The 26,656-nt window shown below is 44.6% G+C and carries 36 protein-coding genes, 1 tRNA gene and 1 other annotated feature; all 37 genes read right to left on the bottom strand.

Annotation, left to right across the window (positions count from 1 at the left end; all coding sequences use genetic code 11):
- Positions 1-6: 6 nt before the first annotated feature.
- Entirely contained in the window at positions 7-510 is a 504-nt protein-coding gene (locus tag B2M23_RS08535; protein WP_038352870.1) for a hypothetical protein, read from the bottom strand.
- Between the two features lie 10 nt (positions 511-520).
- Positions 521-697: a hypothetical protein gene (locus B2M23_RS21135; RefSeq protein ID WP_167617824.1), complete on the bottom strand. Its 177-nt coding sequence runs from the start codon at positions 695-697 to the stop codon at positions 521-523.
- Positions 698-701: 4 nt separating this feature from the next.
- Positions 702-1,103: a hypothetical protein gene (locus B2M23_RS08530; RefSeq protein WP_038352871.1), complete on the bottom strand. Its 402-nt coding sequence runs from the start codon at positions 1,101-1,103 to the stop codon at positions 702-704.
- Positions 1,104-1,140: 37 nt separating this feature from the next.
- Complete coding sequence (locus tag B2M23_RS08525; RefSeq protein WP_038352872.1) at positions 1,141-1,386, bottom strand: hypothetical protein; 246 nt, start codon at positions 1,384-1,386, stop codon at positions 1,141-1,143.
- An 81-nt stretch (positions 1,387-1,467) separates the two neighbouring features.
- Complete coding sequence (locus B2M23_RS08520) at positions 1,468-1,731, bottom strand: hypothetical protein (RefSeq protein ID WP_038352873.1); 264 nt, start codon at positions 1,729-1,731, stop codon at positions 1,468-1,470.
- Positions 1,728-2,099 (bottom strand): hypothetical protein, encoded by a 372-nt coding sequence (locus B2M23_RS08515; RefSeq protein ID WP_038352874.1) that lies wholly within the window; start codon positions 2,097-2,099, stop codon positions 1,728-1,730. The genes B2M23_RS08520 and B2M23_RS08515 overlap by 4 nt, the downstream gene beginning before the upstream one ends.
- A gap of 259 nt (positions 2,100-2,358) precedes the next feature.
- A complete protein-coding gene (locus tag B2M23_RS08510; protein ID WP_038352875.1) occupies positions 2,359-2,892 on the bottom strand; it encodes a hypothetical protein in 534 nt (177 codons plus the stop codon).
- A 77-nt stretch (positions 2,893-2,969) separates the two neighbouring features.
- A complete protein-coding gene (locus tag B2M23_RS08505; RefSeq protein WP_052237317.1) occupies positions 2,970-3,509 on the bottom strand; it encodes a DUF2284 domain-containing protein in 540 nt (179 codons plus the stop codon).
- 12 nt (positions 3,510-3,521) lie between these two features.
- The gene (locus B2M23_RS08500) at positions 3,522-4,238 is read right to left on the bottom strand and encodes a zinc ribbon domain-containing protein (protein ID WP_038352876.1); all 717 of its coding nucleotides are present in this window, start codon (positions 4,236-4,238) and stop codon (positions 3,522-3,524) included.
- Positions 4,238-5,569, bottom strand: coding sequence for a hypothetical protein (locus B2M23_RS08495; RefSeq protein ID WP_038352877.1), 1,332 nt, complete (start codon positions 5,567-5,569; stop codon positions 4,238-4,240). Before B2M23_RS08495 ends, B2M23_RS08500 begins: the two co-directional genes overlap by 1 nt.
- A gap of 2 nt (positions 5,570-5,571) precedes the next feature.
- Complete coding sequence (locus tag B2M23_RS08490; protein ID WP_038352878.1) at positions 5,572-6,156, bottom strand: hypothetical protein; 585 nt, start codon at positions 6,154-6,156, stop codon at positions 5,572-5,574.
- A 1-nt stretch (position 6,157) separates the two neighbouring features.
- Positions 6,158-7,609, bottom strand: coding sequence for a proline--tRNA ligase (gene proS, locus B2M23_RS08485; protein WP_038352879.1), 1,452 nt, complete (start codon positions 7,607-7,609; stop codon positions 6,158-6,160).
- A gap of 136 nt (positions 7,610-7,745) precedes the next feature.
- A complete protein-coding gene (gene rplL, locus B2M23_RS08480; protein ID WP_013381848.1) occupies positions 7,746-8,126 on the bottom strand; it encodes a 50S ribosomal protein L7/L12 in 381 nt (126 codons plus the stop codon).
- 169 nt (positions 8,127-8,295) lie between these two features.
- Positions 8,296-8,823 carry a 50S ribosomal protein L10 gene (gene rplJ, locus B2M23_RS08475; protein ID WP_013381849.1) on the bottom strand — a complete coding sequence of 176 codons (528 nt, stop codon included), beginning with the start codon at positions 8,821-8,823 and terminating at the stop codon, positions 8,296-8,298.
- Between the two features lie 32 nt (positions 8,824-8,855).
- Positions 8,856-8,992, bottom strand: a sequence feature (ribosomal protein L10 leader region).
- A gap of 46 nt (positions 8,993-9,038) precedes the next feature.
- The gene (rplA, locus tag B2M23_RS08470; protein WP_013381850.1) at positions 9,039-9,728 is read right to left on the bottom strand and encodes a 50S ribosomal protein L1; all 690 of its coding nucleotides are present in this window, start codon (positions 9,726-9,728) and stop codon (positions 9,039-9,041) included.
- 62 nt (positions 9,729-9,790) lie between these two features.
- The gene (gene rplK, locus B2M23_RS08465; protein ID WP_038352880.1) at positions 9,791-10,216 is read right to left on the bottom strand and encodes a 50S ribosomal protein L11; all 426 of its coding nucleotides are present in this window, start codon (positions 10,214-10,216) and stop codon (positions 9,791-9,793) included.
- Positions 10,217-10,261: 45 nt separating this feature from the next.
- Positions 10,262-10,801, bottom strand: coding sequence for a transcription termination/antitermination protein NusG (nusG, locus tag B2M23_RS08460; protein WP_038352881.1), 540 nt, complete (start codon positions 10,799-10,801; stop codon positions 10,262-10,264).
- A 15-nt stretch (positions 10,802-10,816) separates the two neighbouring features.
- On the bottom strand, positions 10,817-11,191 hold the full coding sequence (secE, locus tag B2M23_RS08455) for a preprotein translocase subunit SecE (RefSeq protein WP_052237318.1): 375 nt from the start codon (positions 11,189-11,191) through the stop codon (positions 10,817-10,819).
- A 22-nt stretch (positions 11,192-11,213) separates the two neighbouring features.
- Complete coding sequence (gene rpmG, locus B2M23_RS08450) at positions 11,214-11,363, bottom strand: 50S ribosomal protein L33 (protein WP_013381854.1); 150 nt, start codon at positions 11,361-11,363, stop codon at positions 11,214-11,216.
- A 203-nt stretch (positions 11,364-11,566) separates the two neighbouring features.
- Entirely contained in the window at positions 11,567-12,091 is a 525-nt protein-coding gene (locus B2M23_RS08445; protein ID WP_052237319.1) for a GNAT family N-acetyltransferase, read from the bottom strand.
- Positions 12,092-12,102: 11 nt separating this feature from the next.
- On the bottom strand, positions 12,103-12,288 hold the full coding sequence (locus tag B2M23_RS08440) for a hypothetical protein (protein WP_038352882.1): 186 nt from the start codon (positions 12,286-12,288) through the stop codon (positions 12,103-12,105).
- A 90-nt stretch (positions 12,289-12,378) separates the two neighbouring features.
- A complete protein-coding gene (locus B2M23_RS08435) occupies positions 12,379-12,924 on the bottom strand; it encodes a hypothetical protein (RefSeq protein WP_038352883.1) in 546 nt (181 codons plus the stop codon).
- Positions 12,925-12,947: 23 nt separating this feature from the next.
- A complete protein-coding gene (locus B2M23_RS08430) occupies positions 12,948-13,808 on the bottom strand; it encodes an NAD(P)-dependent oxidoreductase (RefSeq protein ID WP_038352884.1) in 861 nt (286 codons plus the stop codon).
- Positions 13,809-13,889: 81 nt separating this feature from the next.
- Positions 13,890-13,966, bottom strand: a tRNA-Arg gene (locus B2M23_RS08425).
- Positions 13,967-14,013: 47 nt separating this feature from the next.
- Positions 14,014-14,775, bottom strand: a complete 762-nt coding sequence (locus B2M23_RS08420) for an AIR synthase related protein (protein ID WP_052237320.1) — start codon at positions 14,773-14,775, stop codon at positions 14,014-14,016.
- A gap of 46 nt (positions 14,776-14,821) precedes the next feature.
- On the bottom strand, positions 14,822-15,610 hold the full coding sequence (locus tag B2M23_RS08415) for a M15 family metallopeptidase (RefSeq protein ID WP_052237321.1): 789 nt from the start codon (positions 15,608-15,610) through the stop codon (positions 14,822-14,824).
- A 179-nt stretch (positions 15,611-15,789) separates the two neighbouring features.
- Positions 15,790-16,008, bottom strand: a complete 219-nt coding sequence (locus tag B2M23_RS08410) for a DUF8180 domain-containing protein (RefSeq protein ID WP_038352885.1) — start codon at positions 16,006-16,008, stop codon at positions 15,790-15,792.
- A 25-nt stretch (positions 16,009-16,033) separates the two neighbouring features.
- Positions 16,034-16,447, bottom strand: a complete 414-nt coding sequence (locus tag B2M23_RS08405) for a DUF3842 family protein (RefSeq protein ID WP_038352886.1) — start codon at positions 16,445-16,447, stop codon at positions 16,034-16,036.
- Position 16,448: 1 nt separating this feature from the next.
- Complete coding sequence (locus B2M23_RS08400) at positions 16,449-16,649, bottom strand: CooT family nickel-binding protein (RefSeq protein ID WP_013381863.1); 201 nt, start codon at positions 16,647-16,649, stop codon at positions 16,449-16,451.
- Between the two features lie 163 nt (positions 16,650-16,812).
- Entirely contained in the window at positions 16,813-17,205 is a 393-nt protein-coding gene (locus B2M23_RS08395) for a DUF8180 domain-containing protein (RefSeq protein WP_038352887.1), read from the bottom strand.
- A gap of 129 nt (positions 17,206-17,334) precedes the next feature.
- A complete protein-coding gene (gene acsB, locus B2M23_RS08390; protein WP_038352888.1) occupies positions 17,335-19,482 on the bottom strand; it encodes an acetyl-CoA decarbonylase/synthase complex subunit alpha/beta in 2,148 nt (715 codons plus the stop codon).
- A 63-nt stretch (positions 19,483-19,545) separates the two neighbouring features.
- A complete protein-coding gene (locus B2M23_RS08385; RefSeq protein WP_038352889.1) occupies positions 19,546-20,328 on the bottom strand; it encodes an ATP-binding protein in 783 nt (260 codons plus the stop codon).
- A gap of 40 nt (positions 20,329-20,368) precedes the next feature.
- On the bottom strand, positions 20,369-22,264 hold the full coding sequence (gene cooS / locus B2M23_RS08380; protein ID WP_038352890.1) for an anaerobic carbon-monoxide dehydrogenase catalytic subunit: 1,896 nt from the start codon (positions 22,262-22,264) through the stop codon (positions 20,369-20,371).
- Between the two features lie 206 nt (positions 22,265-22,470).
- Positions 22,471-23,256 (bottom strand): carbon monoxide dehydrogenase/acetyl-CoA synthase methytransferase subunit, encoded by a 786-nt coding sequence (gene acsE / locus B2M23_RS08375; protein WP_013381869.1) that lies wholly within the window; start codon positions 23,254-23,256, stop codon positions 22,471-22,473.
- A 123-nt stretch (positions 23,257-23,379) separates the two neighbouring features.
- The gene (gene acsC, locus B2M23_RS08370) at positions 23,380-24,726 is read right to left on the bottom strand and encodes an acetyl-CoA decarbonylase/synthase complex subunit gamma (protein ID WP_038352891.1); all 1,347 of its coding nucleotides are present in this window, start codon (positions 24,724-24,726) and stop codon (positions 23,380-23,382) included.
- Between the two features lie 19 nt (positions 24,727-24,745).
- On the bottom strand, positions 24,746-25,681 hold the full coding sequence (acsD, locus tag B2M23_RS08365; RefSeq protein ID WP_038352892.1) for an acetyl-CoA decarbonylase/synthase complex subunit delta: 936 nt from the start codon (positions 25,679-25,681) through the stop codon (positions 24,746-24,748).
- A 320-nt stretch (positions 25,682-26,001) separates the two neighbouring features.
- Positions 26,002-26,649 (bottom strand): DUF3786 domain-containing protein, encoded by a 648-nt coding sequence (locus B2M23_RS08360; RefSeq protein ID WP_052237322.1) that lies wholly within the window; start codon positions 26,647-26,649, stop codon positions 26,002-26,004.
- Positions 26,650-26,656 lie beyond the last annotated feature (7 nt).

Here is a 26,656-nt window from a genome sequence, read left to right as displayed (position 1 = left end):
AATTTTTCAGACCACCTTCTCATAATAGGCCCGGATATTTTCCTGCTCTGGCACAAGTTCTGCCATTTTGGACTTGTAGGTGATCCCCTGCGCCTTGCCGGATTCGTTCAGGGCTGCCAGGTCGCTTTCTTTTAATTCGCCGTATTCTTCAAATGAATCGTAATACTTCAGCACATATTTATCCTTGTCAATCTTTTTATAGGTTGCCGTTACCTTTGAAGACTCCTGAATCTGTGGGTACTCATACTCAAGATTTTTCAAAACAATATCATATTTATGAGGATCTACCAGCCCGTTCATGGTTCTCAGATCATTTTGATACACGGCTCTAAAGGCCTTGATATTATCGTATTCTTTAAATATGTCGCTCCGGCCATTTTGAACCTGCTCCTCAATACTCCTTTCGGACAGAGGGATTTCCTCACTCGCCTTTTCCTTTTCTGAGCAGCCCAAAAACATTAAGCAGCAGACTGCCAGCAGCGCGAGCACTGTCAATAATTTCTTTTTCACTTTTGACCTCTCATCTTTTAATTTCGTACTTTTTTATGAGCTCAATGAACTGTACACATACTGAAACGGAAATAGCTGTGAAGAAAAAGGAGGCTGTCAGACTCCTCCACAGATCATCTCCCACAACATAGTACAGGCCTGTTAAAACAGCCAAACTAAAAATAATTAATATTACTTTTCCTTTCATTTCACTATCCTTTTTTAAAACTCATCATTAACAAAACTAGGTAATAGCCTATTAATAGAAAGGATAAGGTCGTAAATACCGGTACCTTGATAAAAAACAGCATTCTCACGCCCAGTCCGCCAAAGTCAGAGTAATAGATGGCCCAAAATGCAATTGGTACCATAAAATTGACAGCCATAATGCTTCTTGCCCATTTTGTACCATACACACTTTTGGGAATAATGTGCAGGAGAGCCAGGAGAACCCCGATGACAGGGTACATCAAAATTTTGAAAACAAACAAAAAGGGTTCAAATGCCAGCGTGGACGGGCTTGGCCTGTAATACTCATACCAGTGTACAGTGACCATCGCCAGAATAAGGTACGGAACTACCGCCAGATAGACTAAACATATCTTATTTTTCATTGTTTTCCTCTCAGGCTGAAACTTTTCCTTTACTTCCTTACCACTTATAAAAGCATGTCATCTGGTCCACAAAGAACCGGTTAATGATCACCTGATTTTCCTTTACCTGAAAATGAAAGAATTTTTGAAGCTCGCAGATATAGCGCGTGCTGTTCATATCCGGTTTAAAGTTGATAACCGACGCTTTTTCGTCAGGTATATTCTCTTTTAGACGGTTCCGGTATTCTTCAAACAGCTCACTGGCGTAATTTTTTGCAGGGTATGATAATTTTTGATATTGCATTTTATGTCCTCCTTTTTTAACAATAGAAATGACATTGGCCGCTTTTCATTACTCAGGGGAGGCACACAGCCTGTACTGCCCTCATGGCTCCTCTCCCTTCTTTTTATCCGTCTCCCTCCGGTAAGCCAGATAGATGAGCACAGTCACATTGACAGCGATGGTCCAGGCTGGTACCATTTCCACCCCACCGTTGTATCCCAGATAGGCAATGGCGGGGTTGTTTGAGATGTAAGACAGCGGCATAAAGATACGGCTGGACACCGTACCAACCATAAAATGTAAATAATAGGCGATCAGCGGCGACAGCGCGCAGATGATCATCCCGTTTCGCACATACTTTTTCATGGATTCTCACCCTTTCTCAGACTTATAACGAGCAAATACACATAGTAACCAAAGAGCAGAAAAGAAATCTGATAAAAATAGCGGACGTCAAAGAAAACAAAAATCCGAAGGAATCCCAGCAGAAAGAATCCCAGCAGAACAACAAGATTGACAATAATGATGATTCGGGCGCTTTTCTGACGATAGGTGCTCTGGGAAACATCCATTAAGCGTGCGATCGCCAGGCCGCAGAAAATAAAAAGAATATATTCCAGAAAGTAAAAGCTGTTCAGTGTTACGGCTGAGTACAGCTTCACATTCCAGTTGCAGATAACCAGCAGCAGGACAAAATACGGAATCAGCGCAATGCGGACAAGATCGGCTTTCATTTCGGTTTCCTTTCTGCCTTTCAGGCTTTAAAAACTCTTTTCTTCATTTCTTTTATCAGCTTTTATGGGACATCTGAAATCAGAATGAAAGAAAATTTGAATGAACACGTTTAAAATCAACAATAGCGCAACCGATATTTAATTTATCTCCATTATATCACCTTTATCTCTGAAAAGATATACGTAAAAAATGCAATTTTTTGTACAAAAAAACACCGCCGGTTCTGTCTAAACCGGACGGCGGATTGGGCTTTGTCTATTATTCATAAATTTGCAGCAGTATGGGGACAAACAGGATACCGATATCCTCTGGCTCATGGGCGATCCAGTCCAGCAGAATGCTTGACAGCAGCTCCTTCTGCGGTTTGGTCATGGAGGGATCGTGGATAATGCTTTCCAGGCTGTTTAATGCCATTTTACATTCGACCTCCTTTTCCTCTGGCAGCTCCAGGAGCATATTGTCAAAGCCGTCCCAGGCTGTGCCGTAGTCGGTCTCACGGGCGAGCTCTGGATCGGCGCCCTGGGTCTCGAAGGCGGCGGGATACAGGATGTTTTCTTCCCGGGCGTCGCCCTCAGCCATGCGCCCAAGGCCGGTATAACGCCTGGTTCTCCGCTTCAGAAGCTGAAGGACCATCTCATAGGAGGCTTCTCTGGCTTCGCCGGTTTCGATGACTGAGAGGCCTGTGTATTTTTTTAATAATTCTGAATACGTGTTTTCCGAGTAATCTTCCAGATATCTGGCAAAAATGCATTGCAGTATGTCCTGATAGACTGCTTTTTCCTGTGGCTGCATATCGATTCCTCCTTGTTTAGAACTATTTCTATTATACAATGGTTTTACCCATTTCTCAAGCCGCTCAACGCTCTTGGCTAAAGATTGTACAAAACCAGTGAAAAGTAGGTCACGATGTTCTGTCCGCAGTCGTAATTCAGGCCCTGCTGGGCTGCCATCTGCATAATCATAATGCCGTGGCTCTCAATGGTTTTAAAGGCCCTTTCGGGGTGGCGGCAGGGCGCGTCTGGGTAAGCGCAGTGCTCACAGGGAATGCAGCCTGTTGACAGAATGAGCGGGTTTTCGGTCTCCTGCCTGAAGATCTGGGCGACCTCGTAGGTAATGGCCTCATGGTCGCCTCTGGCTTCAACGCAGGCCTTGAGGTCAAAGGAATCTGCCACCTCGGTTACGGTCGAGAAGAGAAAGGCGTGCTCATAGGCCTGGCACTCGGCAATGCAGTCCTCAATGCTGCCGATGACCGGCGGGCAGACCCAGCGCCTGCCGTACATGCCGCAGTCGTTCATGGCGCAGATGGTGCGTACATCCTGTGTGAAAATAATATCCTTTACCGGGAAAAAGGCATAGTCGTAAAGGGGCATTTCCAGGAGACGCGCCTCGATTTTTTCTTGTCTTTTCACTTTCCGCCTCCTCTATACATGCAGTTTTTTCTTCAGGTATGCCTTGGTGCGGTCGGGCACGCCGTGGTAAATCCCCATGAGCAGGGCGATAATGCAGATGCCGGAGATCGCCACGATCAGGGACCAGGTAAAGCGCAGGTGCCCCAGAATGTTATAGGAAATCACACCGTCAATCCCCAGGCACAGTGTAGCGCTGAAAGCAATCAAAAACACTGGCGCGTAGATGAATTGATTTCGGTGACGGTTCTTTTTATAGATGATACCAAAAATGAGAATGTCGATAAAAAGAATCGTCACGATTGGCATGGCGTAATTTACAAACCAGTCTCCCGAACCGCCCACAATCACATAAATAATAGAACCCAGGAGCAGCGTGGTAAAATAACAGCCCAAAAGGTTCACCAGCGCTGGCAGATAATTAAAGCAAAACATCAGATACAGCGCCAGGGAAACGGATGATATCATAATGATCTGAGTAATGGTCGGATTAAAAGGGATAAACCAGTATAACACCATATTAATTAAAAATACTGCCGCCACAATAATTTCCAGGGCGTAAAAAATCCGGTTCTTCTTCTCCTGATGTTCCTGCGGATAGGTGTTGACCGCCAGGGGATAGCGCTTTTCGCCCTTTGGCTCCTCGCCGATATCGGGTATTGGAAAATCGCACAGCGGGCAGTTTTTGACGTTATTATCGACCTCAACACCGCATTTTGGACAATAGGCCATTAGGCATCCTCCTTTTCGACTTCGTAATAATTGATCTGGTTTCCTTCGATTCGTACCGGGATTCCCAGCTTTCGCAGCTTTCTGAAAAAAATCCGCTCGATGTCCTTTTCCCCAGTGGTCTTTCCAAAGGAGATATACAGCTTATCGCCATAGCTGGCCATCACAATTTTTAGCTTATTTCCGGCGCTGGGCGGCGGGAATATCTCGAACCCGGTAATCCTGTCCCGGACCTCCTCGGGCATCCAGATGCTTCCCAGGTTGCTGACTGAGCTGGTGTAGCTTCTTTCGCCGTAGCGCTTGTACACAATGGGCATAATCACGCGCTTTACCCACAGCGGGATCATGCGCAGCACCATGAGCTCTTCGTTCCGCACGTTTCTGGAAACATAGCGGTTGATGTTTTTCTGGTTGATATACAGGCCCATATACCCCTTGATCTGGTCGATAATCTCTTCCAGGCTGTAAACCCCCAGCTGCATATCAATGGCCGGGTTCAGGCTGATAAAAAAATTCCGCAGGGTTTTGGACGGAAAAAAGGCTCGCAGATCCACCGGCACATTGATGGCAATATTGGCCTTGGTATGGCCAGACCGGGCGCGTTTCTTTTTCTCGAGGCCCAGGATATACTCCTGGATACTCTCAAAGTAAAGGGCTGTGATAAACTGCGTCAGGGTGCATTTGTGGGCCCTTGACTGTACCAGCACCTCTTTCACTGGTACAATGCCGGTCAGCAGCAGGTACTGCCCCTTATCCAGCAGGCCAAAGGGGAAATGGTAGGCCTTCTCCCCCTTTTCCGGCGGCGGAACCCGTTTTTCATAATATTTTTTAAAGGCGTCCTCGTATTCCTCGGGGTCGACCGGGCTGTTAATATCGATGATGTCGCCCAGCTCCTTGCAGACAATGCCGTCCTTTACTTTAAAATATTCTAATACAAGCGGCTTTAAAAAAGCTAAACCACCGTAGCCGTCACAGATGGAATGGCTCATTTCCAAATGGATATAACGGCCATAGTACAGAATCCGGAATGGAAACACGCCCTTTCGCTGCCGGATGGTTTTGCAGGGATAGTGTGATTCTTTCTCGACCAGGGGGCGATTTTCGGAATGGTCGTAGTAATACCAGAAAAAGCCCCGGCGCAGCGTGACGTTAAAGTACGGAAAGCGCACCATCACGTTGTCCAGAGCTTTTTGCAGGGCCTCGGGGTCTACTTCTTCTGTGAGACCCAGTGTCATCCGAAACACGGTTGATACCCTGGAGGACGCAATGGAGGAATAAAGGGTTCCCGCATTGTCCAGCTTGTACCATCCCTTTCTGGGTTGTCTGTCTGCCATTGTCAGCTGCCGACGATCAGGCCGTAGGCACTGCGGCTGGGCTTTGGAACGCCCGCCTCGGATATGCTGAGCCCTGTCCCTTCGGTTTCCTTTGAGAATATTTTAAAGATCTGGATTCCCTGCTGCAGGTCCCAGCCCTTTTCGCCTGGAAACAGCTCGGTGCTCTCTTCCATTTTAAACTCGTCTCTGATGGCGTTAAACATAGCTTCTCGTGCCACGGCGCAGCTGAAATTGCAGAGCTCCATGGTAATGTACTGTTCCAGTACCTTTTTGCGGTCAACACAGAAGGCTTCAATCTCTGGCCCGCAGGACACAATGTTTGGAAAAACAAAGCTTTCGCGCTTTAGTATTTCCACAATCTCCCTGCTCTTAAAGGCCAGGCCGTCAATGGTGAACACGTCACTGTCCACCATCTGTATCTCAGCCCGTTTGTACATGGCCACAGGTCTTATGTAGGGGCTGGCGGTTTCGATGATCTCGAATATCCGCTTTGAACGCTTCGACTCCTTTTCCATGCGGATATGCGTGAAAAAGGCGTCGACGTCGAGTTCAAAGGGAATATCCTTTAATACTCTTGCTTTGTTCATTTTAGTATGCGCGGGCGAAGTATGCCATTTTTTTCGCTGGCTTGCCACAGCAGACGCATTTGCCCTCACCGATCACTTCCTGCTCATCGTCGAATGGAATACAGCGGACACTGGCGCCGGTTTCGTCTTTGATCTTGTCTTCGCAGGCGCGGTCTTCACACCACATGGCTTTGATGAAGCCTGGGTTTTCCTTGAGGTTTTTCTTAAACTCGTCCATATCCACTGCGGTCGAGGTTTTTTCCTCGCGCATCTTAAGGGCACGATCGAACAGGTTCTGCTGAATTTCGGCAAGCAGGGTACGTACTGCTTCTTTGATGTCATCCAAAGCTACCTGTACCTTTTCGCCGGTATCGCGGCGGGCCAGGACGCACTGTCCGTTTTCAATATCGCGCGGTCCGATTTCCAGACGGATCGGCACACCTTTCATTTCCCACTGGTTAAATTTCCAGCCTGGGGAGTTGCTGTCGTTATCGTCCAGCTCAACACGGAATTCTGCGCCTAGAATGTCCTTGAGCTCGTAGGCTTTATCCAGAACGCCTTCCTTGTGCTGGGCAACAGGGATAATGACCAGCTGTGTCGGCGCGATGCGCGGCGGCAGAACCAGTCCGTTGTCGTCGCCGTGCACCATAATGATACCCCCGATCAGACGGGTGGATACGCCCCAGGAGGTGTGGTATGGGTAAGCCTGTTCATTATTACGGTCCAGGTAGGTAATGTCAAAGGCCTTGGTAAAATGCTGTCCGAGGTTATGGGAAGTACCGGACTGCAGAGCCTGTCCGTCATGCATCAGCGCTTCCATGGTATAGGTTGCGGCAGCGCCCGCGAATTTTTCTTTTTCGCTTTTCTGTCCAACGACAACCGGAATCGCCATAACATCTTCTGCCACTTCACGGTAGATGTTTAGCATCTGCATGGTTTCTTCCTGTGCTTCCTCTGGGGTTTCATGCAGAGTATGGCCTTCCTGCCATAGGAATTCAGAGGTTCTCAGGAAGGGTCTTGTGGTTTTTTCCCAGCGCACTACAGAGCACCACTGGTTGTATAAAAATGGCAGCTGTCTGTAGGAATGCAGCCATTTTGCGTACATGCTGCAGATGATGGTTTCGGAGGTTGGGCGCACACAGAGGGGCTCTGCCAGCTCTTTGTCGCCGCCCTTAGTGACCCAGGCAACCTCAGGCGCAAAGCCCTCAACGTGCTCTGCTTCTTTTTTCAGCAGGCTTTCCGGAATCAGCAGTGGGAAGTACATATTTTTATGACCGGTCGCTTTAAAGCGTTCGTCATAGGACTTCTGAATGTTTTCCCAGATGGCGTAGCCATAAGGGCGGATGACCATAAAGCCCTTAACTGGGGAGTAATCGCACAACTCTGTTTTAGAGATAACGTCTGTATACCATTGTGGAAAATCGACTTCCATCGGTGTAATTTCTTTAACCTGATTATTCTGTTTTTTACCCATTGTAAAATCCTTTCATATTCAAACTCACATGAAACTATTATAACACAAGTGGCGTGGCTTAAAAATGCAGAAATTAAAAAAAGTGCCATGGAACAGGCCCATAGCACTTTGTTTTTTGTGTTCTATAAAAGTTAAATTATTTAACTTCTACGCTACCGCCAACTTCTTCAATTTTAGCTTTGATTTCGTCAGCTTCTTCTTTAGTAACGCCTTCTTTAAGCGGCTTTGGAGCTTCGTCAACAACTGCTTTAGCTTCTTTTAAGCCTAAGCCTGTTAATTCACGAACAACTTTGATAACTTTGATTTTCTGGTCGCCAGCAGCAGCTAAAACAACGTCGAATTCAGTTTTTTCTTCAGCAGCCGGAGCAGCGCCACCAGCAGCAGGAGCAGCAGCAACAGCTACAGGAGCAGCAGCGCTAACGCCAAATTCTTCTTCTAAAGCTTTTACTAATTCAGATAATTCTAATACGGTTAAACCTTTTACGTCTTCAATTAACTGTGTTACTTTTTCACTCATTGTAATATCCTCCAAAATTGTGTAATTATTTTTTATGATCGTATTTTTTCTTTAAAATCTTTATCCAGAAAGGATTATTTCAAAGAAAAAATGCGTTAGTTTTTGTACCGCTCGTTCACTAACGTTCAGTACTCGCTGCCAAATTTTAAATAAAATTTGGACAAAAACGTCAAGCCTCTGCGCCTTTTTGTTCTGCGATCGCGTTTAAAGCGACAACTAAACCCTTCAGGTTTGCGTTCAGTACATTTGCGAAACCAGAGATTGGTGCGTTTAAGCCGCCAAGGACTTTTGCAACCAATACTTCGCGTGGCGGTAATTCGGCTAATTCTTTAACACCAGCTACATCTAAAACCTTACCTTCGACAACACCTGCTTTAATTTCTAAAGCTTTGTGTTCTCCAGCAAAGTCGTTGATCAGTTTAGCCGGAGCAACCGGATCATCTTCACAGAATGCGATGGCTGTTGGTCCAACCAGAACATCCAGTAAGCCTTCTACGCCTGCTTCTTTCGCTGCAAAACGCATCATAGAGTTTTTATAAACTTTATAATCGATGTTGTTTTCTCTGGCTTTTTTTCTTAATTCGGTCACTTCTTCTACGTTTAAGCCACGATAGTCAACAACGACTGTACCCTGTGCATTTTTCATTTTATCGGCAATTTCCTGCACGATAGCTTGTTTTGCTTCAATATTTGGCATATTCTTTTCTGCACCTCCTTACGATGTGAATTTTAGTCATATAAAAAGCTCTCTCCACGCAGGTGAAGAGAGCCTATATCATCATGTATATAATGCTCGTGTCTCTTCAGCCTCGGCAGGATATTTAAACTACAGTCCCTGCTGTCTATGGATGAACGTTTTATAACTTTTTTACAACATCGAATATTGTATCATTAGTCTGTTTTTATGTCAAGTCAGATTTTTGCTGTATTAATTTTTACACCAGGGCTCATTGTGCTTGCAACGGTAACACTTCTGAAGTACTGACCTTTTGCAGCTGCTGGTTTTGCTTTTTTGATGGTTTCCAGAAGAGTGGTCATGTTCTGCATGAGCTGTTCTTCTGTAAAGGAAGCCTTACCGATGATGACGTGGATAATGTTTGTCTTATCCAGACGGTATTCAACTTTACCAGCTTTGGTATCCTGGACAGCTTTTGCGATATCCATGGTTACTGTACCGGATTTCGGGTTTGGCATTAAGCCTTTTGGACCTAAAACACGACCCAAACGACCAACCTTGCCCATCATATCTGGTGTAGCAATCATAACATCAAAATCAAACCAATTTTCTTTTTGGATTTTATCAATAATTTCATCTTCGCCAAAGAAATCTGCACCGGCTTCTTCCGCTTCTTTTAGTTTGTCACCTTTGGCAACAACTAAAACTTTTACGGTATTACCAGTACCATTCGGCAGTACAATGGCGCCACGAACCTGCTGGTCCGCATGACGGGAGTCAACGCCGAGTTTGATGTGCATTTCAATACTTTCATCAAAGTTAGCGGTAGCCATTTTTTTAACCTGTGCCACTGCGGCATCAAGGTCAAATAATTCAGCTTTATCAAAACTTTTTAAATTGTCCTGATATTTCTTTCCTCGTTTCATATTTCCTCCTTGTGGTTTTAGCGGTTTCCCTCCCACTTAAGGTGTTTCTACCTTCTGAATTCTTATTCTTCTACAGTGATACCCATGCTGCGTGCTGTACCAGCGATCATTCTCATAGCTGATTCAACATTGGCTGCATTAAGGTCAGGCATTTTTAAGGTTGCGATTTCGCGGACCTGGTCCTGAGAAATTTTTGCAACTTTTGTTTTGTTTGGTACGCCGGAAGCTTTATCAATCCCTGCTGCCTTCTTGAGTAAAACGGCTGCCGGTGGAGTTTTTGTGATAAATGTGAAGGAATGATCCTGATATACGGTAATTACTACCGGGATAATCATACCTGCTTCATTTGCTGTTTTAGCGTTAAATTCTTTACAGAATCCCATGATATTTACACCATGCTGACCCAGAGCCGGACCAACCGGTGGAGCTGGAGTAGCTTTACCTGCAGGAATCTGTAACTTGATGAGACCAATTACTTTTTTTGCCATGCTAACACCTCCTTCATTTTTTCATAATTGAAGAATAGTTTTCCCTTAAGTGTTCTTAATTTTTTGTATTTGTTCAAATTCCAGTTCGGTTGGGGTTTCCCGCCCAAACATGGAAATATTGACCTTAACTTTTGATTTTTCCAGATTTATCTCCTCGATAATTCCGGCAAAACCTTCAAATGGTCCATCCACAACATTGACTTCATCACCAACCTCAAGGTCGATCTGAATAGCCTGCTGCTTGATGCCCATATTTTTGAGTTCGGCTTTGGTTAATGGAACGGGCTTGGAGGCCGGGCCGACAAAGCCGGTTACACCACGCGTATTACGTACAACGTACCAGGAGTCATCGGTCATAAACATCTTGACCATTACATATCCCGGGAAGAGCTTTTTCTCTCTTATGACGCGCTTTCCGTCCTTTGTTTCGACAACTTCCTGTACAGGAACCTGTACTTCGAGGATCTGATCCTCCATATGTCTGTTTTCGACCGTTGCTTCAATACTTGCCTTTACCTTGTTCTCATATCCTGAGTAGGTGTGGGCAACGTACCATTCTGCCTGGCCACTGTTTTCATATTCCATGATTATCCCTCAGTACTATTTAAGTCCAATTAGTAGAGCGGCCAATGCACCAAGACCTGAATCAATAACCCAAATCAAAAATGTGAAGATTGCGACAAAGCCGGCTACAAAGCCAGAGCTCTTTGCCAATTCTTCTTTTGTCAGCCAGTTGACCTTTTTAAGCTCAGAGAAAACTCCCTTAACAAAGTCAAGCATGCGGACAAAGATATTTGGCTTTTTCTTTTTGTCAGATTTCTTGGTATTCTTTTTATCTTTACTGTCAGTGCTCTTTTTGTCATCCTTGGCAACACTCGTCTTTTTTGATTCAGCTACCTGTGTCTTTTGGATATTATCATTTTTAGTGTTTGTGTTTTTTGCATTTTTAGACTTTTTTTTCGTCTTAGCTGCCATGATTAATTCCTCTTAGCCAATCCTATTTCGTTTCTTTATGCAGTGTATGCTTTTTACAGAACTTGCAATATTTTTTTTCTTCTAAACGATCCGGATTGTTCTTTTTATTTTTCATTGTATCGTAGTTTCTTTGTTTACATTCCGTACATGCCAAAGTTACTTTAACTCTCAATTACAGCACCTCCTACATCCTTTATTATATACACGAATAACATCATATAGACACACGTTTCCTATTTTCATGGTCACCAGTATAGAATAGCATAAAACGGTGCCCCATGTCAATAAAACAATAAAAAAAGGCGTAACGCCTTTCACATCAAAACACTACAAGTTATTATAGCAGAGTTGGCCCAAATAATCAAGCGATAATTCTCAAAGTTTTAGGCCCATCTGATAGCAGTCCGTGGTCCTGCCGTCGATCTCAACAATCTCTGGAAAAGTCCCCCAGATCTTAAAGCCGTATTTATAGGCCAGCCGCTGTGAACCCAGGTTATCGGCGAAAATAACCGCCATGAGGTTCTTGAGTCCCCGTTTCCTGCTTTCGAGGATCACATGCTCCATAAGACTTGAGCCTATGCCGCTGCCCCGGAACTCCGGCGCGATATAATAGCTGATCTCACAGGCGTGCTTAAAGCCCTCTCTGCCGCAGCGGTAAGCGGTCACTGCCATCCAGCCAGCCACAATACCGTCCTTTTCAGCCACGTAAATGGGGTGTACGCCGTCGCTGTGCTCCTTGAACCAGCCTCTGCGGCTTTCCATGGTAACCGGAGTCAAAAGCGCGGTGACACGCCTTTCCAAAATGGCTACATTCAGAATATCCAGTATTCTCTGATAATCCTTCTCCTCCGCCAGACGCACCGCGATGCGTTTTTCGGCCGTTTCCAACGTTCTTGTCAATAACAACTCTCCTATTTTCTTCCGATTTTATTTTTATAGGCAATAAAAACCGTCACGGCAAACAGGATCAATACAAATCCGATTGTCGTAATTACAGGTGACAGGACAATGCCCAGCAGAGCGATGATCACCGGTGCCACCAAAACAGCTACCAGCGCGAGTATGGCAATAATGATATATTTTTTAAATTCATCCACAGCGTTTCACTCCTTTACCTGTAAGTCGACTTATTTTAGCACAATCCACCTGTGCCTGCAATGCAGAATTTGTTATATTTTTGTAGACTTTCAGCGCGGTATATCCTGCTTAAGCACGATTTGAAAGCCTTCGTCCTCTTTTCCTTTTTCAAAGCAGTAAACCCCTGTCCAGCTGCCGCTGCGGCCGTCAAAGAATTTATACACATAACCCGGATTTAGAATTTCCAACACACTGACCAGGACGTTAATGACCTGCACTGCGCTCCGGATATTCTCGCCGTGGACCGCGGCGCCTTTTTGCTCCTGGGCCAGCTCAAAGGTATAAGCTGACAGGTGATGGTTCAAAAGCTGTAAAATACGGTCGGCCTGAACCTGGTCCATTTTAGCGTCCGGGCTCAGCTCATACGAAAGCTCCAGAGGGTGGGCGCTGTAATCCTGAAAAAAATTCAGCATGGCGCCGGCACTTTGAAGCCGCCCTTCCAGAAAGCCTCTCTGATAATTCAGATCTGCCAGCTCTACCGCGTCGGGGTTCCCGGACATGGCTTGGTTGATCTTTTCGATTTCCTGTTTGCAGATCTTATAGGTCCGCTCCAGCTGCTTTGTTTCGCTCTTCAGCTTTTCATCCCTGATTCTCATGTTTTACCTCAAATTCTATGGTTTTACTGCTCGTAATATTTAATGAGCGCCTGAGTCCCCAGATCACCGTAGCCTTCTTTTTCAAGGCTCTCATACATTTCTAACACTTTACCCAGTACCTCTAAATGGGCGGAGGCCTCCTCGGCTTCCTCACTGGCGATTTTCATATCCTTGATATAATGCTTCACAAAAAAACCCGGAGCAAAGTCGTCTTTCAGGATTCTCGGAGCCGTGTTGCTCATCTGAAAGCTTCCGGCCGCCCCTGCGCTGATACTATCGAGCATGGTCTGTTCATCTAGTCCCACGGCCTTTGCATAGGCCAGAGCTTCACAAACGCCGGATACAGCGCCTGCAATGGCAATCTGGTTGGCCATTTTAGTGTGCTGGCCTGCTCCCGGGCCGCCCTCGTAAATAATATTGGTCCCCATGGCCTCAAAGACTGGCAGGCAGGTTTTAAACACATCCTCGTCGCCGCCGACCATAATGGACAAGGTTCCTTTTTCTGCGCCCACATCTCCACCGGACACCGGCGCGTCCAGCGCTGCGATGCCGCGCCTGGCAGCCGCTTCATAAATACGCTTGGACAGCTTTGGGCTGGTGGTGGTCATATCGATCAGCACCGCGCCTTCTCTGGCGTTTTCGACAATACCCGCACTGCCAAAATAGACTTCCTCCACATCCTTTGGGTAGCCGACAATGGTTATGACCACATCTTTATCTGCCGCGCACGCCCCTGGACTGTCACACCAGTGTGCACCTTCCTGCACTACGGCGTCTGCCTTGGCCTTTGTTCGGTTATAAACTGAAACGTCATAGCCTTTTTTCATCAGGTTTCTGACCATCGATTGTCCCATTACGCCGATTCCGATAAATCCAATCTTCATTTTTATTTCTCCTTACAAAGCGATTACCGATATAAAAACCCCGACAAGCTCTGCTTTCGGGGCTGTTTCAACTAAATGAACTGGCGTCCCTAAGAGGATTCGAACCTCCGGCACGCGGTTTAGGAAACCGCTGCTCTATCCTACTGAGCTATAGGGACGCATTTTTCTATACTATTATAATAATCTTCTATGAAAAAAGCAAGATTTAATTTAACGAAGATTTGTTTTTTACAAAACTTCCCAGCTCTGTGACCTGCTTTTCCGTATATTTTTTGAGCTGAGCGATCCCGGCTTCGGGCAGGGTAGCAACGCAGCAGGAGGCCGGGCCGCCGGACTGTCTCACGTCAAAGGGCAGGCTGTTCTCCCATTCAAACCCCAGACCATTGTCCTCCGCAATTTTTAAAACCTCATAGGCGATGCCCTTTGAACCCACCGGCACCATTTCCAGAAGACCAGGAACTTTTCGGATGGCTGTAAAATCTGGCAGCTGCAATGCCAGGTGCAGCTTTTTTGAAAAATCGTCCCCGTACAGCGGCGTTCCAAAAAGAACAGCTCTATCGCCCGGCTTTGTGATTCGATATTTCACCTGTGCCTCCTGTATAATACCGATTACGGTAATGCCTGCTCCGGTCTGAACTGTGTGCATATTGTCCTCACAGCTTCCGGTCAGGGCGATTTCATAATCCGGCAGCTCTGAAATGGCCTTTCTGACACCGTCAATCATCCGTTTCCCCGTTGGGTATGTCTCCACTGCCAACCCGTCTGAAACCGCAATAGGCGCTGCCCCGAGGGCCAGCAGTTCGCCCAGAGCCACCTTGACGGTTTCATAGGCTGTCAGCTCTGGCGTTACCTTGACCACGTCCATCTCCTTATCGCCGATGGCCCCAATAGAATCACAGGCAATGACAATGGCTTCCTCTGTGTCTCTATAGATCAGAGTACAGTCTCTGATTTTTTCTACACGCATTCTTTCCTCCTGAAATCGAAACGAGGATGTGCGTCTCAGCACATCCTCAGTTTGTTTGTCCTAAATACTCTTCAAAGGTTTCATTCTTACTGTGTATCTCTTTTGCCGCGTCTACGCCCACATAACGGATATGCCAGGGTTCATAGGAATAACCGGTAATATTGGTCTTTCCATCCGGAAAACGAATAATAAAGCCATAATTCTGAGCATTATCGGCAATCCACTGACCTTCAGCTGTATCGGCGAAACTTTCCTGAAGATCCATCCCCATGGCCTCACAGGTAACATCCATACAGAGACCAGTCTGATGCTCGCTCTGACCAGGTTTCGCGCTGATAAGGTTTGCCTGCTCCTCGCCATAGGCGGCAACGTTCTCTGCAAACAGATCCTCCTGCATACTGTAAGAACGGTAGCCGGAGGCGCAGTAAAGGGTCACGCCATCGTTGTCTGCAGCTTCAAAAAGCTTGACCAGAGCATCTGATGCCTGCTGGCGGAGCTGTGTCTCGCGGCTTCCCCTCAGTGGAACGGTCACTAAATCTGAAGGCTCGTAATCTGAGGGCAGCTCATGGGTCTTATTGACCAAAACCTGAACATCTCCCAGATTGGAGGGGTCAACGGTCGGCACTGTCGATGTCGGTGATGCTGAAGGGGTCGGCGTTGCGGCCTGAGCGGTTGCTGTCGGCTCAGGCGCAGCCTGCGGTTCATCTTTTTTTGTAAACAGACCGATGATTTTTCCCATCACTGTAAAAAAGCCAACGATGACAAAAAGCAATAAAAGCAGGGTAACGATCAATGAGATTAAAAATCGTTTTGGATTTTTAATTTTTAGCGACATTCCTTCAGCCTCCTGTGTCAAGATAATTCTATTATAACCGATTACTCTTTAATTATCAAAAGAAAAAAATAAGACCGCTTAAATTAAAGCGGTCTTATCCGGCAAACAAATAAAAAAAGACATGGTTAATAAACCTTGCCTTCAAGCAAATATTTTTCAATTTATTTTATTGTCTGCTCTCAGCTTTCCTGAAATTTGATTTTGGCTTCCATCAGCTTTCTGGCAGCCTGCTGCATATCGTCAATCGCCTTGTCTATCTCACCAGCCACCTCAGGTCTGACACCCGCCATTTTTTCGGACCATTCGCGATAGCCCTCCACATGCTCACCGTTGTGATTAATCCAATGTACCAGTAATACCTGAAAAACTTCAGCGTCCTTTTCGGATAATTTTTCCATTTCAGTCACCTTCTAAGTATCTGTATTAAAGATTCAGCTCTTTTTTAATCAATGCAACGGCTTCACGGATCTGCAATAACAATGGTTTTTCCTCGAGAGAAACGATATAGTTATTTTCCGGCAAAATCGGAATATAAATTTTAATGGCTTCACTGGCGCTTATTGCCTCCACCATTCGCATTGTCACCTCACCCATCATTTCGTTGGGCATTGTCATGGCAATAGAGCCTATAATAACATCTGCTTTTCCCGCATTTACCACAATGGCATTTTCACCGGTCGCCCCTTTGTTGGCACCTTTTTTGAGCATTGCCGCTGTTGCCAGGGCATTTGTTCCCAAACCGTACACTTCAATATAAGGTGGAATTTCTTCTTTCAGGATGCCAACAATCCGGGACCCGATGCCGCCGCCCATTCCGTCCAACACAACAATATTCATCTTATACCGCTGCATCCTCGATCAGAATCTTGTGGTTTAATAATTTTACTTCTTTTAAACGTCCGTTGACAATTTTAGTGCCTCCTAAAAGGTCTGAAAGTGTCAGGCTACCGTCATTGTTAGGCACAATGTCGATGACATAATCCATAATTTTTTCTTCTTCACCTTTTTTATTCACTAAATATGCTGAAGATTCGCACATAACAAACATCTCCTTTCAATTTGAAACTTAGATTTTCGTTCTGGTATCCGGATGGATAGTAAGAGCCCCGGATACCGAAGTTAATCATCTTTTACAATCTTAGTATATAATGTTCAGCCCGATTTATCAACCCATTTTATGGCAATAAAGAGCAGAAACTTTTCTATTTAATCAAAGCTTTTTTGGCTTCCATTAAATGCTCGTCGGCCTGGCCGATCAGGGCAATTGCCTCTTCAATGGCCTTTGACACTTCCGTCTTGCCAACTGCGTTCATTTTATCCACCCAGTTTTTATATTCTTTAGCGTGTTCCTGGTTATGGTCTGCCCAATGATCCAGCAAAAGGCCTAAAATTTCGATATCCTTGCCTTCTCCCTCGTGGGAATGCGCATGATCGTGGTCATGGTCGTGTCCATGTTCATGGTCATGAGGATGAGTGTGAGTATGTGTATGCTCATGATCGTGCATTGCGTCATGGTTGTGTCCATGTTCGTGGTCGTGGCTTCCATCGTGCGGATGGCTGTGTGTATGTGTATGTTCGTGGCTATGTTCGCTCATAATAATTCCTCCAAACTTTTATAATTTAATTATAACCTTTTTCCTTAAATTTGTCTTGCTCTTTTAGAAATATTCTTATTTAGAAAAAGAAAGCAGGACGGCAACGTCCTGCTTTCAAGCAAGTATTTATTACATAATTGGATCCATTTCCAGTGCTGGATGGCCTTTTTCTGTTAAGAATTCTAATACTGCTTCGGAGTCAACAGCAATTGTTTCATCACAAACCATGTCTGTGAAGTTTTCAATTCCGTATAATTCCTGTACAGATTTGTTTAATCTTTCTGCAACGTCGTCTTTCAATTCCTTAGGCATCCATACGATTCTTTCGATACCACCTTCAGCAGCCATAAATTTCTTGGAGCTGATGAAGTGACGTCCGTGGCCCATGAAGCCAGGAGTCTGAACCCCACCGCCTGTCATGGAAGCTAATTCACCGAAGGTCATACCAGTAGGTGTCATGCCGCCGAATTCACGGTTAACAATAACAACACCGTTGGCTTCTGGCATAATACCACAGATACATTCGAAGCAACCACAGGAGGTCATTGGATCTTCAAGGATAGAGTATAAGGTAACTTTTTCAACTGCACCCTGAGAGCACTTGGCAACAACGTCATTGACTTCTTCCCATGCGCCTAAGCGTTCGTCGATAACACCATTCTTTTCGATTGGCTGTGCAGGACCGGTTGGGTCAAGCTCTTTGGTTGCTTTGGAGTCTAACCAGGAAACAGCACCGCAGAGACCTAAACGTTCAGGTGTTACAACACAAACGTGAGAAGGAGCAAAGGACTGGCACAGTGTACAGGTGTAGAATACATCGACACTTTCATCTGTCAGTGAGTTCAGTCTGTCATCACGTACGTTGTAGATTGGTCTAACCAGTTCTTCTTCAAGACGTACAACATCTTCTTCTTTGGTGTAGATGGTAACTTCAACTTTATCAACTACTTTACCAAATTCGTCTAACATCTTAGCGTAAACTACTTCACCGAAGTGGCGCAGTCTGAAGCCAGCATCAAATGCTTCTTTGGTTAAACGAACCCAGCAGATATTTCTCTGTCCAACGTGCATTGAACCTTCAATGTAGTTTAAGAAGTAGTGTAATCTTCTTTCAAGTACAGATTCAAAGTCGGACTGCATTGCTTTACCAGCAACTTTAATTTCCAGACCAAATGGGATACGGACAACGTCAACGCCGTCAAACTGTGGATCGTCAATATCCGGGCCGACAACAGTGATCTTATGATCTTCGATATCGCCTAATTCTACAGTATGAACTAATTCCCAGGCTTTTGTTCTGTTTCCACCGAATTCAGCTTTCATGTTGTCTTTACGGACACGTTCGCCTTCGAAAGCGGAGGATACAGATACCGGACAGTCAATTTCGGTAACCTTGATCTTGATGCCACGGGCTTCAAGAGAGGTAGCGTCTGTTTTTGTCAGGTCTGGCTGGTTTAATAACAGGGTAGGAACTTCATTAATGTAGGTTTCTGTGATTGCCGGGAAGCCCATATCAATTGCGCAGGCGCCAGCAGCGATGATCTTGTCATCCCAGTCGCCAAATACATTAACAAATGCGAATACACGGTCTCTTGTGTAGATTCTGTGTTTTTCCCATTCGCCGGCTGGTGTGTTACCGAACATGATAGAAGCACGTACAGCAACAGATACAACGTTGATAACATCTTCGATTTCGTAACCGCATGGGATAACACGAAGGTCAACACCCATTTTGATTTTCTGGTCTCTTGCCTGGTCAATACATTTACCAACCAGATAGGTCTGAAGACCTTTATTCTGATAAGATTTGATTGTTTTTGCTAACTGTTCAGGATCCTTGTGTTCCCCGATGATAACAGCAACACCTGGGATATCCTGGGTAACCAGAGCAACACCGAAAGAACGGACAACCGCATCGGTCAATGCGCCGTCTACCCATTCCGGATGTGGGTTGCCGTCTAAGTATTTGCAGGCCTGGATAATTTCACATAACATTGCAGCAGCAACACCGGCTTCTAAAGCGTCAGCCAGCATGTTTGTGCGGTTGATGTGTTCTTTTGCCATTTCAATACCGCGTTCCAGATCGCCTACTGTTAATAATTTTTCGCCTGTGATTGCGTAAATTGTGGCTAAGCCATAAGCGGTATCCGGCAGTTTAGCTTCTGCATCTCTGCCTTTTTCTTCAATGGCCTTTGCTACATCTTTTTCAGCACGTTCAAGATATTTAGCAGTACCACTGTAAATTATATCAAAAAGATTATAAGTCTTACGTTCCATGTGATTTTCTTCCTCCGTATTTATATTTCAATATAAAGTTATGAATGTTTTAGGTGAATTGGACTATTTGTTACTTTTTACAGTCGCTTCAATTTTTTCCCCGAGAGCTGCAATTTTTTCTCTGGTTTCAGGAATATCGTATGGTGACTTGTTATTTCTGTCTGAACCGGAAATCTGATCGCTGTAATCTAAGAAACCAAAAATGTTTTCTGCTCCGATCCGTTCATTTAAGAAGTCAATGTCTTCCGGTTTTCGGATTTTGTTGCCAATGGCATAAACGTGTTTAACACCGATGTCACCAGCCAGTTTGCTGATTCGTTTAAAGGTCTGGATGCTTCGGATACCAGGTTCGACGACAACGATAAACGCGTCGACCGCTGATGCGGTTCCACGTCCAAGATGCTCAATCCCTGCCTCCATATCCATGATGACAATGTCCTTTTGGTATAAAACCAAATGTGTCGTCAGCATTTTTAACAGTACATGTTCCGGACAAACGCATCCGCCTCCGCCAGTATCGACTGTTCCCATTGTTAAGAGCTTAACACCGTTAAACTCGCGGCAAAATTTTTCAGGAATATCCGCAACTTCCGGATTCATTGTGAAAAAGGCGCCATAGGTTCCTTTTTTTGCATTTGTTCTCTCTTCGGCCAAGTCCTTCATTTCAGAAATAGGTGTGATGCTGTCAATCATTTCTTCGCTCATACCCAGTGCCAGGCCTAGATTTGCATCGGGGTCAGCATCAACGGCCAATACGTTAAAACCTTTATCGGCGTAATAACGGCTGAGGCAGGCTGTAATTGTCGTTTTCCCAACGCCACCTTTTCCAGTTAATGCTATTTTCATTTTATCACCTGTCCATTCTTAAAGTAATTATTCAGTATAATTAAATTCCCAGTTTTGTTCTCTTGTCTTCAATATCTGCCATGATTAATTCAGCAGCCTTGATTGGATCTGATTCAAAGACATAAGCAGCGCCAGTCCATTCTTTAACACCTTCGGTCATCAGCTTCATGAAGTTTTCACTTCCGGAAACATAAGGCATAACACCAAGATAAGTATTTAAACCACTTGATACTACGTAAGATGCGATAGCAACAGCCTTTTCAGACATGTATTCTGGTGCGGCACCTACAACTGGAAGTTCTGCAATATCAACGCCTCTTTCGTTAGCTACTAAAGTAACCAGGTGGAGGATACGGCTGATATCAACACAGGAACCCATATGTAATACTGGAGGAATATTCGCTCTTTCGCAGGCTTCTTTTAAACCACGGCCGCAAAGTTCTTTTGCTTCCAGTTTTAAAAGACCAGCTTTAGCAGCAGCCTGAGCTGCACAACCAGTAACAACGCAGATAACGTCGTTTTTAATTAATTCTTTCATCAATGTGATGTGGGCATAGTCATGTTCGACCTTAGGATTGTTACAACCAACAATACCGGCAGCGCCTCTTAAAACACCAGCCCAAACTAAGTCGCCTAAAGGTTTAACCGTACCTGTTACGTCGGTCTGAGAGTTAACAACGCGGTCTAAAGCGCCGATTGTTGTTTCTACAGAATAACCAACAATTGTTTCAGCTTTCAGTTCCGGTACATCAACCTTGGAAGCGTCTCTGTTCTTGAAGTTCATAACAGCTGTTTTGATTACTTCTTCAGCGCAGCTCAATGGATCTTCTTCATTAAATTCAATGTACATATCCCCCGCGATTTTTGCTTTTGGAGATGTACTGATAAAGCGTGTATGGTAGCTCTTAGCTAATTTAGGCAGTGCAGGGAAGATACACTGAACGTCTACAACAGCAACTTCAACGGCACCGGTGATAATGGCCATTTCCTGCTGGTAGAAGTTACCGGCGATCTTAATACCGTGACGCATGGTCATTTCATTACCAGTACAGCACATACCGACAACGTTGATACCCTTAGCGCCCTGTTCTTTTGCCATTTCAATCAGCTCAGGATTTTTGGATGCAACTGCGATCATTTCAGCCAAGTTCGGATCATGTCCGTGGAGCATGATATTTACCTGTTCAGGATCAATAACACCTAAGTTTGATTCAGAAGCTCTTTCCTTTGGTACACCGTACATGATGTCAGAGAATTCTGTACCGATCATGGAACCGCCCCAGCCATCAGACATACTTGTTCTTAAAGAACGTCTTAAGATGGATTCAGGATCACTTGCACAACCCATATGTGTGGAGTGCATTAAGGTAACAACTTCCTGGTCAATCGCTCTAGGTGCGATGTTTTCTCTTTCCCAGATTTCCTGACGGGATTTAGGCGCTCTCTTTAAGAAATTCTGTGTTCCAAAAGGTTTACCGAATTCCATTAAAGCCATTTCTGCAAGTTCATGGGCCAGAGCGTAGGTTTCTTTGGTATCTGCTTCTTCAATTCCCCATTCTGCAGCGATTTTTCTTAATTTGCCTTCTTCTCTGATTTTGAAAGGACCATCTTCAGAAGAATGATACATTGCATGTACGATATCGCGCGCATGGTCAGAGTGAGCGGATGTACCACCACAGCACATTCTTGCAAAGTTTCTGGCAACGATGGTGTCTCTGTCAGCACCACAGATACCTCTCTGAGCGCCTTTATCTGGCGATGGGCTTACACGGCAAGGTCCCATAACACAGATACGACAGCAAATACCGCCTTCACCAAAACCACACTGGGTTTTTAAAGCAGCTTTTCTGTCCCACATGGTTTCAGCGCCATCTTTTTGAGCTTTTTCGATTAAAGCTTCAGCTATAACATCAAATTCTAACAATTCATTGCTCATAATTTAATTTACCTCTCCTAGTAATTTACTCACATTGCAGCAACTTTGTAAAAATTTCCACTTTACAAAAACACTTTATTATTGTAGAATAATAAAAGCGGCAACGCAAATCAGTCATTTATTCAATATGGGCTCCTAAAGCAACGTTCCCTTCCGGGTCTCGAAATGAGCGTTACTTTAGGGGCTTATTTTTTTATTAACTTCTTTTAGAATTCCAGAACGGAGTCTGCATATAAGATATTATTTTTGATAATATCGCAGGCAACTACAGTTTCCATTAAGCGTTTGTCGCAAGGATTAATGATTGCGCTGGATAAACCGCAGCACATTGCCATTGCCATCATTGCGCTGTCAAGTAATGGTCTGATATGTTTTGGAGCACCGTTGGAAACATTACTTAAACCACAAGTTGTCAACAGACCCATGTCTGTGATCATCTTAACGGCTTCAAGCATTTCTTCCTGTTTGTCCTGCATCCCCTTGATAACAAGCGCTAATGGGTCAAACAGCATATCGGTTGGTTCCATGCCATGTTCCATCCCTCTTTCAAGGAGTTCAGAACAGTAAGCGATACGTTCGTCATTATCAGAAGGTACACCTTCTTTAGAACATAAGCAGATGCAGGCAGCATCGTTGGCAGCAGCTAAGTCCAGGTAACCGATACGGTCGCCGGCATCAGCGGAGTTAACGAGCGGCTTGCCTTTTTCACGGTTGTAAACCTGAATACCAGCTTCGATCGCTTTCATGTTAGCGGTGTCAAGTGCCAGTGGAACATTGTCAAAGTTTTCCTGTAACAATTTAACGCCCCATTGCATTAATTCTTCACCGTCTTTTTCAGCAGGTCCGATATTCAAATCCAAATAATCTGCACCAGCGTCTAACTGTTCTTTTGCTCTCTGCAGGATTGGTTCAGGATTACGAGTTTCAAATGCTTCACGCATTGCTGGAGAAATACAGTGAATTCTTTCACCGATAACCATAAATTTTGCCATAATGTTTCCCCTTTCGGATTATAAAAATATTTTTGGATAAACCGCAGCCGGAAGCCCCCGCCTCCAGCTGCGAAAAAGTTTTAATTCGGATGAATTACAGATGTACGCCGCGAAACGCAGAGCTTAAGCAATTCCCATTAAGTCACGTAAGAATTTCGGGATCTGCATCGCTTCTGTCGGTCCGACAATAACTTCCCAATCTGGAAGCGCTTCAGCAACGTCACCCTGTAATACAGCAACTTTACCTGGTAAGATAAGTTTTCTGCATTTAGTTTTGTCAGCAATGCCGCTTTCCTTAATGAAATCAGAGATAACGGAAGCACCGAATTTACCGGCAGCCCATGCTGTAAGAACGGAGTAACCGCCAGCGTCAGGAATAGCCAGGTAAGCAGGAACTTTAGAACGTTCGATTTCGCCGGAAACTACGAAGTAAGACAGAGCGAAGTCAACGGTAACCAGTACAGGTGCGTTGTCATCAGCTTTGTTGAATTCGTAGATAGTCGGTTCAACACGCATTGGTTTCTGAGGATCGGTGAAGATGTTCTGTCTTAAACCGAACAGTGGCAGTGCCTGTTTGAAGTCCATATCGCTCATTACGATGATGGAGCCATAGCGCAGAACAAAAGCAGAAGCTAAGGCAACTTCCATCTGTTCGCAGCAAGCAATTTTATTAACAAATACAACTGAAGGATAACCGAAAGTTCTGTCATCGCCCTTCAGGGTGTTTGTACGGATGGTTACAGCGTTGTTATAAGCTTCTTTAACAGAGCTGTCGCCAACGTTCAGAACCAGGTTCTTGTAACCAGCAGCTTCGATTTTTTCAACAGTGTCGTGTAATTCTTCGATAGAACCAGCGGAAACACCCAGTACAACGTCGGCAGCTTTGGCAACTTCTACCATAGCGTCTGCATTTGCAGGTGTAGCACCCATTAAGATACCCTTAGCAGCTTTGATCGCTTCAGCAGCTTCCTTAGCTACTTCAACATCTTCAACAACAGCCATTGGCACACGGCCCAGTTCGATCACTTTAGCGATCAGGTCTAAGAATTTAGCTTTGTCAGCAGCATAACGTACAGAAGCAACTTCTACGCACATTAATTCGCCGATACGGTCATATTTAACAGCTTCTAAATGAGCTACCTTCTTAGCAATTTCATCGTCAGAGTCTGCGTCTGAGAATTCAACTGCGAATAAAGCTTTGTTAACATAAGTTTTTTCATGTCTGAATAATACAGTTTCGCCGCCCAAAGCACATTCTGTATCGCCAGTTCCGATCTTGATTGTTTTCATCGGAGGAGCGGTAGCTTCAGATAACTGAGCTTTAGCTTCGTCTGTAATATACGGGCATTTATCAATTTCTGCAGCGCCAGCGGCTACTTTCATTGAGAATGCCATACATGTAGGGAATCCACATTCCTTACAGTTTTTCTTAGGAGTCAGTTTAAAAATATCTAAACCTTTTACTGCCATTTTTTTGCGCCTACCTTTCCTAACCTACTAACTCTTTGATAAAGTTTTTAATCACTTTAGCTGATTCCGGATGTTTAACAATAACAGCGTTTGAGCCGCCGATTAAGCAAGAAGCTGCAGTGGAAACTTCCATAGCGATACCACGTTCTTCCTGATTTCCCCATTCAGGAGCTTCTTCTTCTGTGAACACAGCTTCTTTTACGCCCCATGCTTCGTCGCCAACATTGGTCATGATTGGCATCTGAAGGTCTGTATCGTTCTGGCCTAAAGCGGCTAAACGGATACGGTCCATTGTGGAAGCAACATATTCGAAACCATAGCCAACAGCAGCGGTTCCAACATCCATGATGATGTTTCCACCGTCAACACCTAACTGTGTCAACAGGATATTTAACTGTTTTGCAAGGTTGATATCAACAGCAGACTGGCCGGATACTTTGTGACCGTCAGCATTACCTGCTACGCCAACAGATTTGTAGTTATCTTCAACAGCTGAGAATAAAACAGCGTTTTTGCCAGACAATGCCTGAGAAACTTTAACCAGTAAATCACCGTCTTTTTCAGCGTTGTTGCAGCCTGCAACAACCAGCGGAAGATCGATTGCTGCTTCGACAGCTTTAGCGATTTCAACACATTCTTCAGATGATTTGTTAGCACCGTTAGGATCGGCACTGATTAATTTTAATGCGATAAACTGTGCGTCTGTATTATCCTGTACATATTTTGCCCATGCTGCAGGATCCTTTACGACGTCACCATAAGCGTCAACCAGACATTTTTCCCAGTCTTCTGGGTAACTGTCTAAAATTTCGACACCAACAACCGGTGCGCTTCCTTCACCACTTAAAAATGGTAATCCTTTTTCTCCTCCGAGAGTAACTGCTGCATCTCCAACACCAATTACACACTCATTGATCTTGCCACTAAACTTTTGTTCTGCTTTTTTGAATGGCATTTCCTCGTTACCTCCTAACTCGTTCTTGTTAGTATTTTTTTATATTTCAAAGCCCGGAATCGTTTTATGAACATGACAAATTCCGGTTGCTTTAAAATTTCAATTGAAAATAAACCGGTGTACACAGACTTGTATATATAAGTATACACATATACTACTATCTTGTTATAAGTTTGTCAAACATTTTTCGACCAAAAACAAAAATTTACCCGTCTTTCTAAAGCTTTTAATTCGCAGTTATTCAGTAGGTTTAAATGATTTCATGAAACCCATGAAAACGACCCCGTAAATAAGCAAAATATTACTATATTTCACGGATGTCAGTCTGCTTTTGCCAGCCGCTTCAACGCAGGGATAAAGATGTCACCCATTACGGCGAGATCCTCCGCGTCAAAGCCTGAGGTAATATTACTGTCGAAAAGAATCTGTGATTCTGGTGGAAATTCATCGTCTCCCAGCCAGAGGATCACGGTTAGATACATATTGTTGATAAACTCAAACCGGTAGGACAGATCACCATGCTTTTTAGGTTCTGCATTCAGCTTCTCCATGGCCCGCTTCAGCCCCTCAACATCATAGTTAAAGGTGAAGGCAAACCGCTTCAGGCATCGGCCCTCAAAGCTCTTAAAATAATGATTTCCACCCGAGATATCCCGGTATGCAATGGTTGTGCCCATCGGCGGCACGCCCTGGGCGTTAAGCAGATAACGCAGGATCATAGTCATCGGCTTATAATCGTCAAAGGCAGTCCCGTCCTTTAAAAGCACATCGCCTTCAGGATATTTTACCTTGTATTCCTCACCCATCAACGTCACTGTAAACAGCTGTTTTTCCGGGTCATAAGGACAGGTAGATTTCTCCGCAATCTCCAAGGGATCCTTATTCTTTATTAAATTTTTATAATGATCATAGGGCAGCTTATCTTTTCTCTTCTCTTCAATGGCTGCTTCTATTTCAGAATTTAGCATTGGTTAC

Source organism: Eubacterium limosum, assembly GCF_000807675.2.
GTDB lineage: Bacteria > Bacillota > Clostridia > Eubacteriales > Eubacteriaceae > Eubacterium > Eubacterium limosum.
This window is presented reverse-complemented; position numbering and strand designations above follow the sequence as displayed.

What these genes read in the sequence shown, in the direction of transcription:
- B2M23_RS21135 (WP_167617824.1), bottom strand. Translation starts at nt 697, where the DNA reads ATGAAAGGAAAAGTAATATTAATTATTTTTAGTTTGGCTGTTTTAACA.
- B2M23_RS08530 (WP_038352871.1), bottom strand. Translation starts at nt 1,103, where the DNA reads ATGAAAAATAAGATATGTTTAGTCTATCTGGCGGTAGTTCCGTACCTT.
- B2M23_RS08525 (WP_038352872.1), bottom strand. Translation starts at nt 1,386, where the DNA reads ATGCAATATCAAAAATTATCATACCCTGCAAAAAATTACGCCAGTGAG.
- B2M23_RS08520 (WP_038352873.1), bottom strand. Translation starts at nt 1,731, where the DNA reads ATGAAAAAGTATGTGCGAAACGGGATGATCATCTGCGCGCTGTCGCCG.
- B2M23_RS08515 (WP_038352874.1), bottom strand. Translation starts at nt 2,099, where the DNA reads ATGAAAGCCGATCTTGTCCGCATTGCGCTGATTCCGTATTTTGTCCTG.
- B2M23_RS08510 (WP_038352875.1), bottom strand. Translation starts at nt 2,892, where the DNA reads ATGCAGCCACAGGAAAAAGCAGTCTATCAGGACATACTGCAATGCATT.
- B2M23_RS08500 (WP_038352876.1), bottom strand. Translation starts at nt 4,238, where the DNA reads ATGGCCTATTGTCCAAAATGCGGTGTTGAGGTCGATAATAACGTCAAA.
- B2M23_RS08495 (WP_038352877.1), bottom strand. Translation starts at nt 5,569, where the DNA reads ATGGCAGACAGACAACCCAGAAAGGGATGGTACAAGCTGGACAATGCG.
- B2M23_RS08490 (WP_038352878.1), bottom strand. Translation starts at nt 6,156, where the DNA reads ATGAACAAAGCAAGAGTATTAAAGGATATTCCCTTTGAACTCGACGTC.
- proS (WP_038352879.1), bottom strand. Translation starts at nt 7,609, where the DNA reads ATGGGTAAAAAACAGAATAATCAGGTTAAAGAAATTACACCGATGGAA.
- rplL (WP_013381848.1), bottom strand. Translation starts at nt 8,126, where the DNA reads ATGAGTGAAAAAGTAACACAGTTAATTGAAGACGTAAAAGGTTTAACC.
- rplJ (WP_013381849.1), bottom strand. Translation starts at nt 8,823, where the DNA reads ATGCCAAATATTGAAGCAAAACAAGCTATCGTGCAGGAAATTGCCGAT.
- rplA (WP_013381850.1), bottom strand. Translation starts at nt 9,728, where the DNA reads ATGAAACGAGGAAAGAAATATCAGGACAATTTAAAAAGTTTTGATAAA.
- rplK (WP_038352880.1), bottom strand. Translation starts at nt 10,216, where the DNA reads ATGGCAAAAAAAGTAATTGGTCTCATCAAGTTACAGATTCCTGCAGGT.
- nusG (WP_038352881.1), bottom strand. Translation starts at nt 10,801, where the DNA reads ATGGAATATGAAAACAGTGGCCAGGCAGAATGGTACGTTGCCCACACC.
- secE (WP_052237318.1), bottom strand. Translation starts at nt 11,191, where the DNA reads ATGGCAGCTAAGACGAAAAAAAAGTCTAAAAATGCAAAAAACACAAAC.
- B2M23_RS08435 (WP_038352883.1), bottom strand. Translation starts at nt 12,924, where the DNA reads ATGAGAATCAGGGATGAAAAGCTGAAGAGCGAAACAAAGCAGCTGGAG.
- B2M23_RS08430 (WP_038352884.1), bottom strand. Translation starts at nt 13,808, where the DNA reads ATGAAGATTGGATTTATCGGAATCGGCGTAATGGGACAATCGATGGTC.
- B2M23_RS08420 (WP_052237320.1), bottom strand. Translation starts at nt 14,775, where the DNA reads ATGCGTGTAGAAAAAATCAGAGACTGTACTCTGATCTATAGAGACACA.
- B2M23_RS08415 (WP_052237321.1), bottom strand. Translation starts at nt 15,610, where the DNA reads ATGTCGCTAAAAATTAAAAATCCAAAACGATTTTTAATCTCATTGATC.
- B2M23_RS08410 (WP_038352885.1), bottom strand. Translation starts at nt 16,008, where the DNA reads ATGGAAAAATTATCCGAAAAGGACGCTGAAGTTTTTCAGGTATTACTG.
- B2M23_RS08405 (WP_038352886.1), bottom strand. Translation starts at nt 16,447, where the DNA reads ATGAATATTGTTGTGTTGGACGGAATGGGCGGCGGCATCGGGTCCCGG.
- B2M23_RS08400 (WP_013381863.1), bottom strand. Translation starts at nt 16,649, where the DNA reads ATGTGCGAATCTTCAGCATATTTAGTGAATAAAAAAGGTGAAGAAGAA.
- B2M23_RS08395 (WP_038352887.1), bottom strand. Translation starts at nt 17,205, where the DNA reads ATGAGCGAACATAGCCACGAACATACACATACACACAGCCATCCGCAC.
- acsB (WP_038352888.1), bottom strand. Translation starts at nt 19,482, where the DNA reads ATGGAACGTAAGACTTATAATCTTTTTGATATAATTTACAGTGGTACT.
- B2M23_RS08385 (WP_038352889.1), bottom strand. Translation starts at nt 20,328, where the DNA reads ATGAAAATAGCATTAACTGGAAAAGGTGGCGTTGGGAAAACGACAATT.
- cooS (WP_038352890.1), bottom strand. Translation starts at nt 22,264, where the DNA reads ATGAGCAATGAATTGTTAGAATTTGATGTTATAGCTGAAGCTTTAATC.
- acsE (WP_013381869.1), bottom strand. Translation starts at nt 23,256, where the DNA reads ATGGCAAAATTTATGGTTATCGGTGAAAGAATTCACTGTATTTCTCCA.
- acsC (WP_038352891.1), bottom strand. Translation starts at nt 24,726, where the DNA reads ATGGCAGTAAAAGGTTTAGATATTTTTAAACTGACTCCTAAGAAAAAC.
- acsD (WP_038352892.1), bottom strand. Translation starts at nt 25,681, where the DNA reads ATGCCATTCAAAAAAGCAGAACAAAAGTTTAGTGGCAAGATCAATGAG.
- B2M23_RS08360 (WP_052237322.1), bottom strand. Translation starts at nt 26,649, where the DNA reads ATGCTAAATTCTGAAATAGAAGCAGCCATTGAAGAGAAGAGAAAAGAT.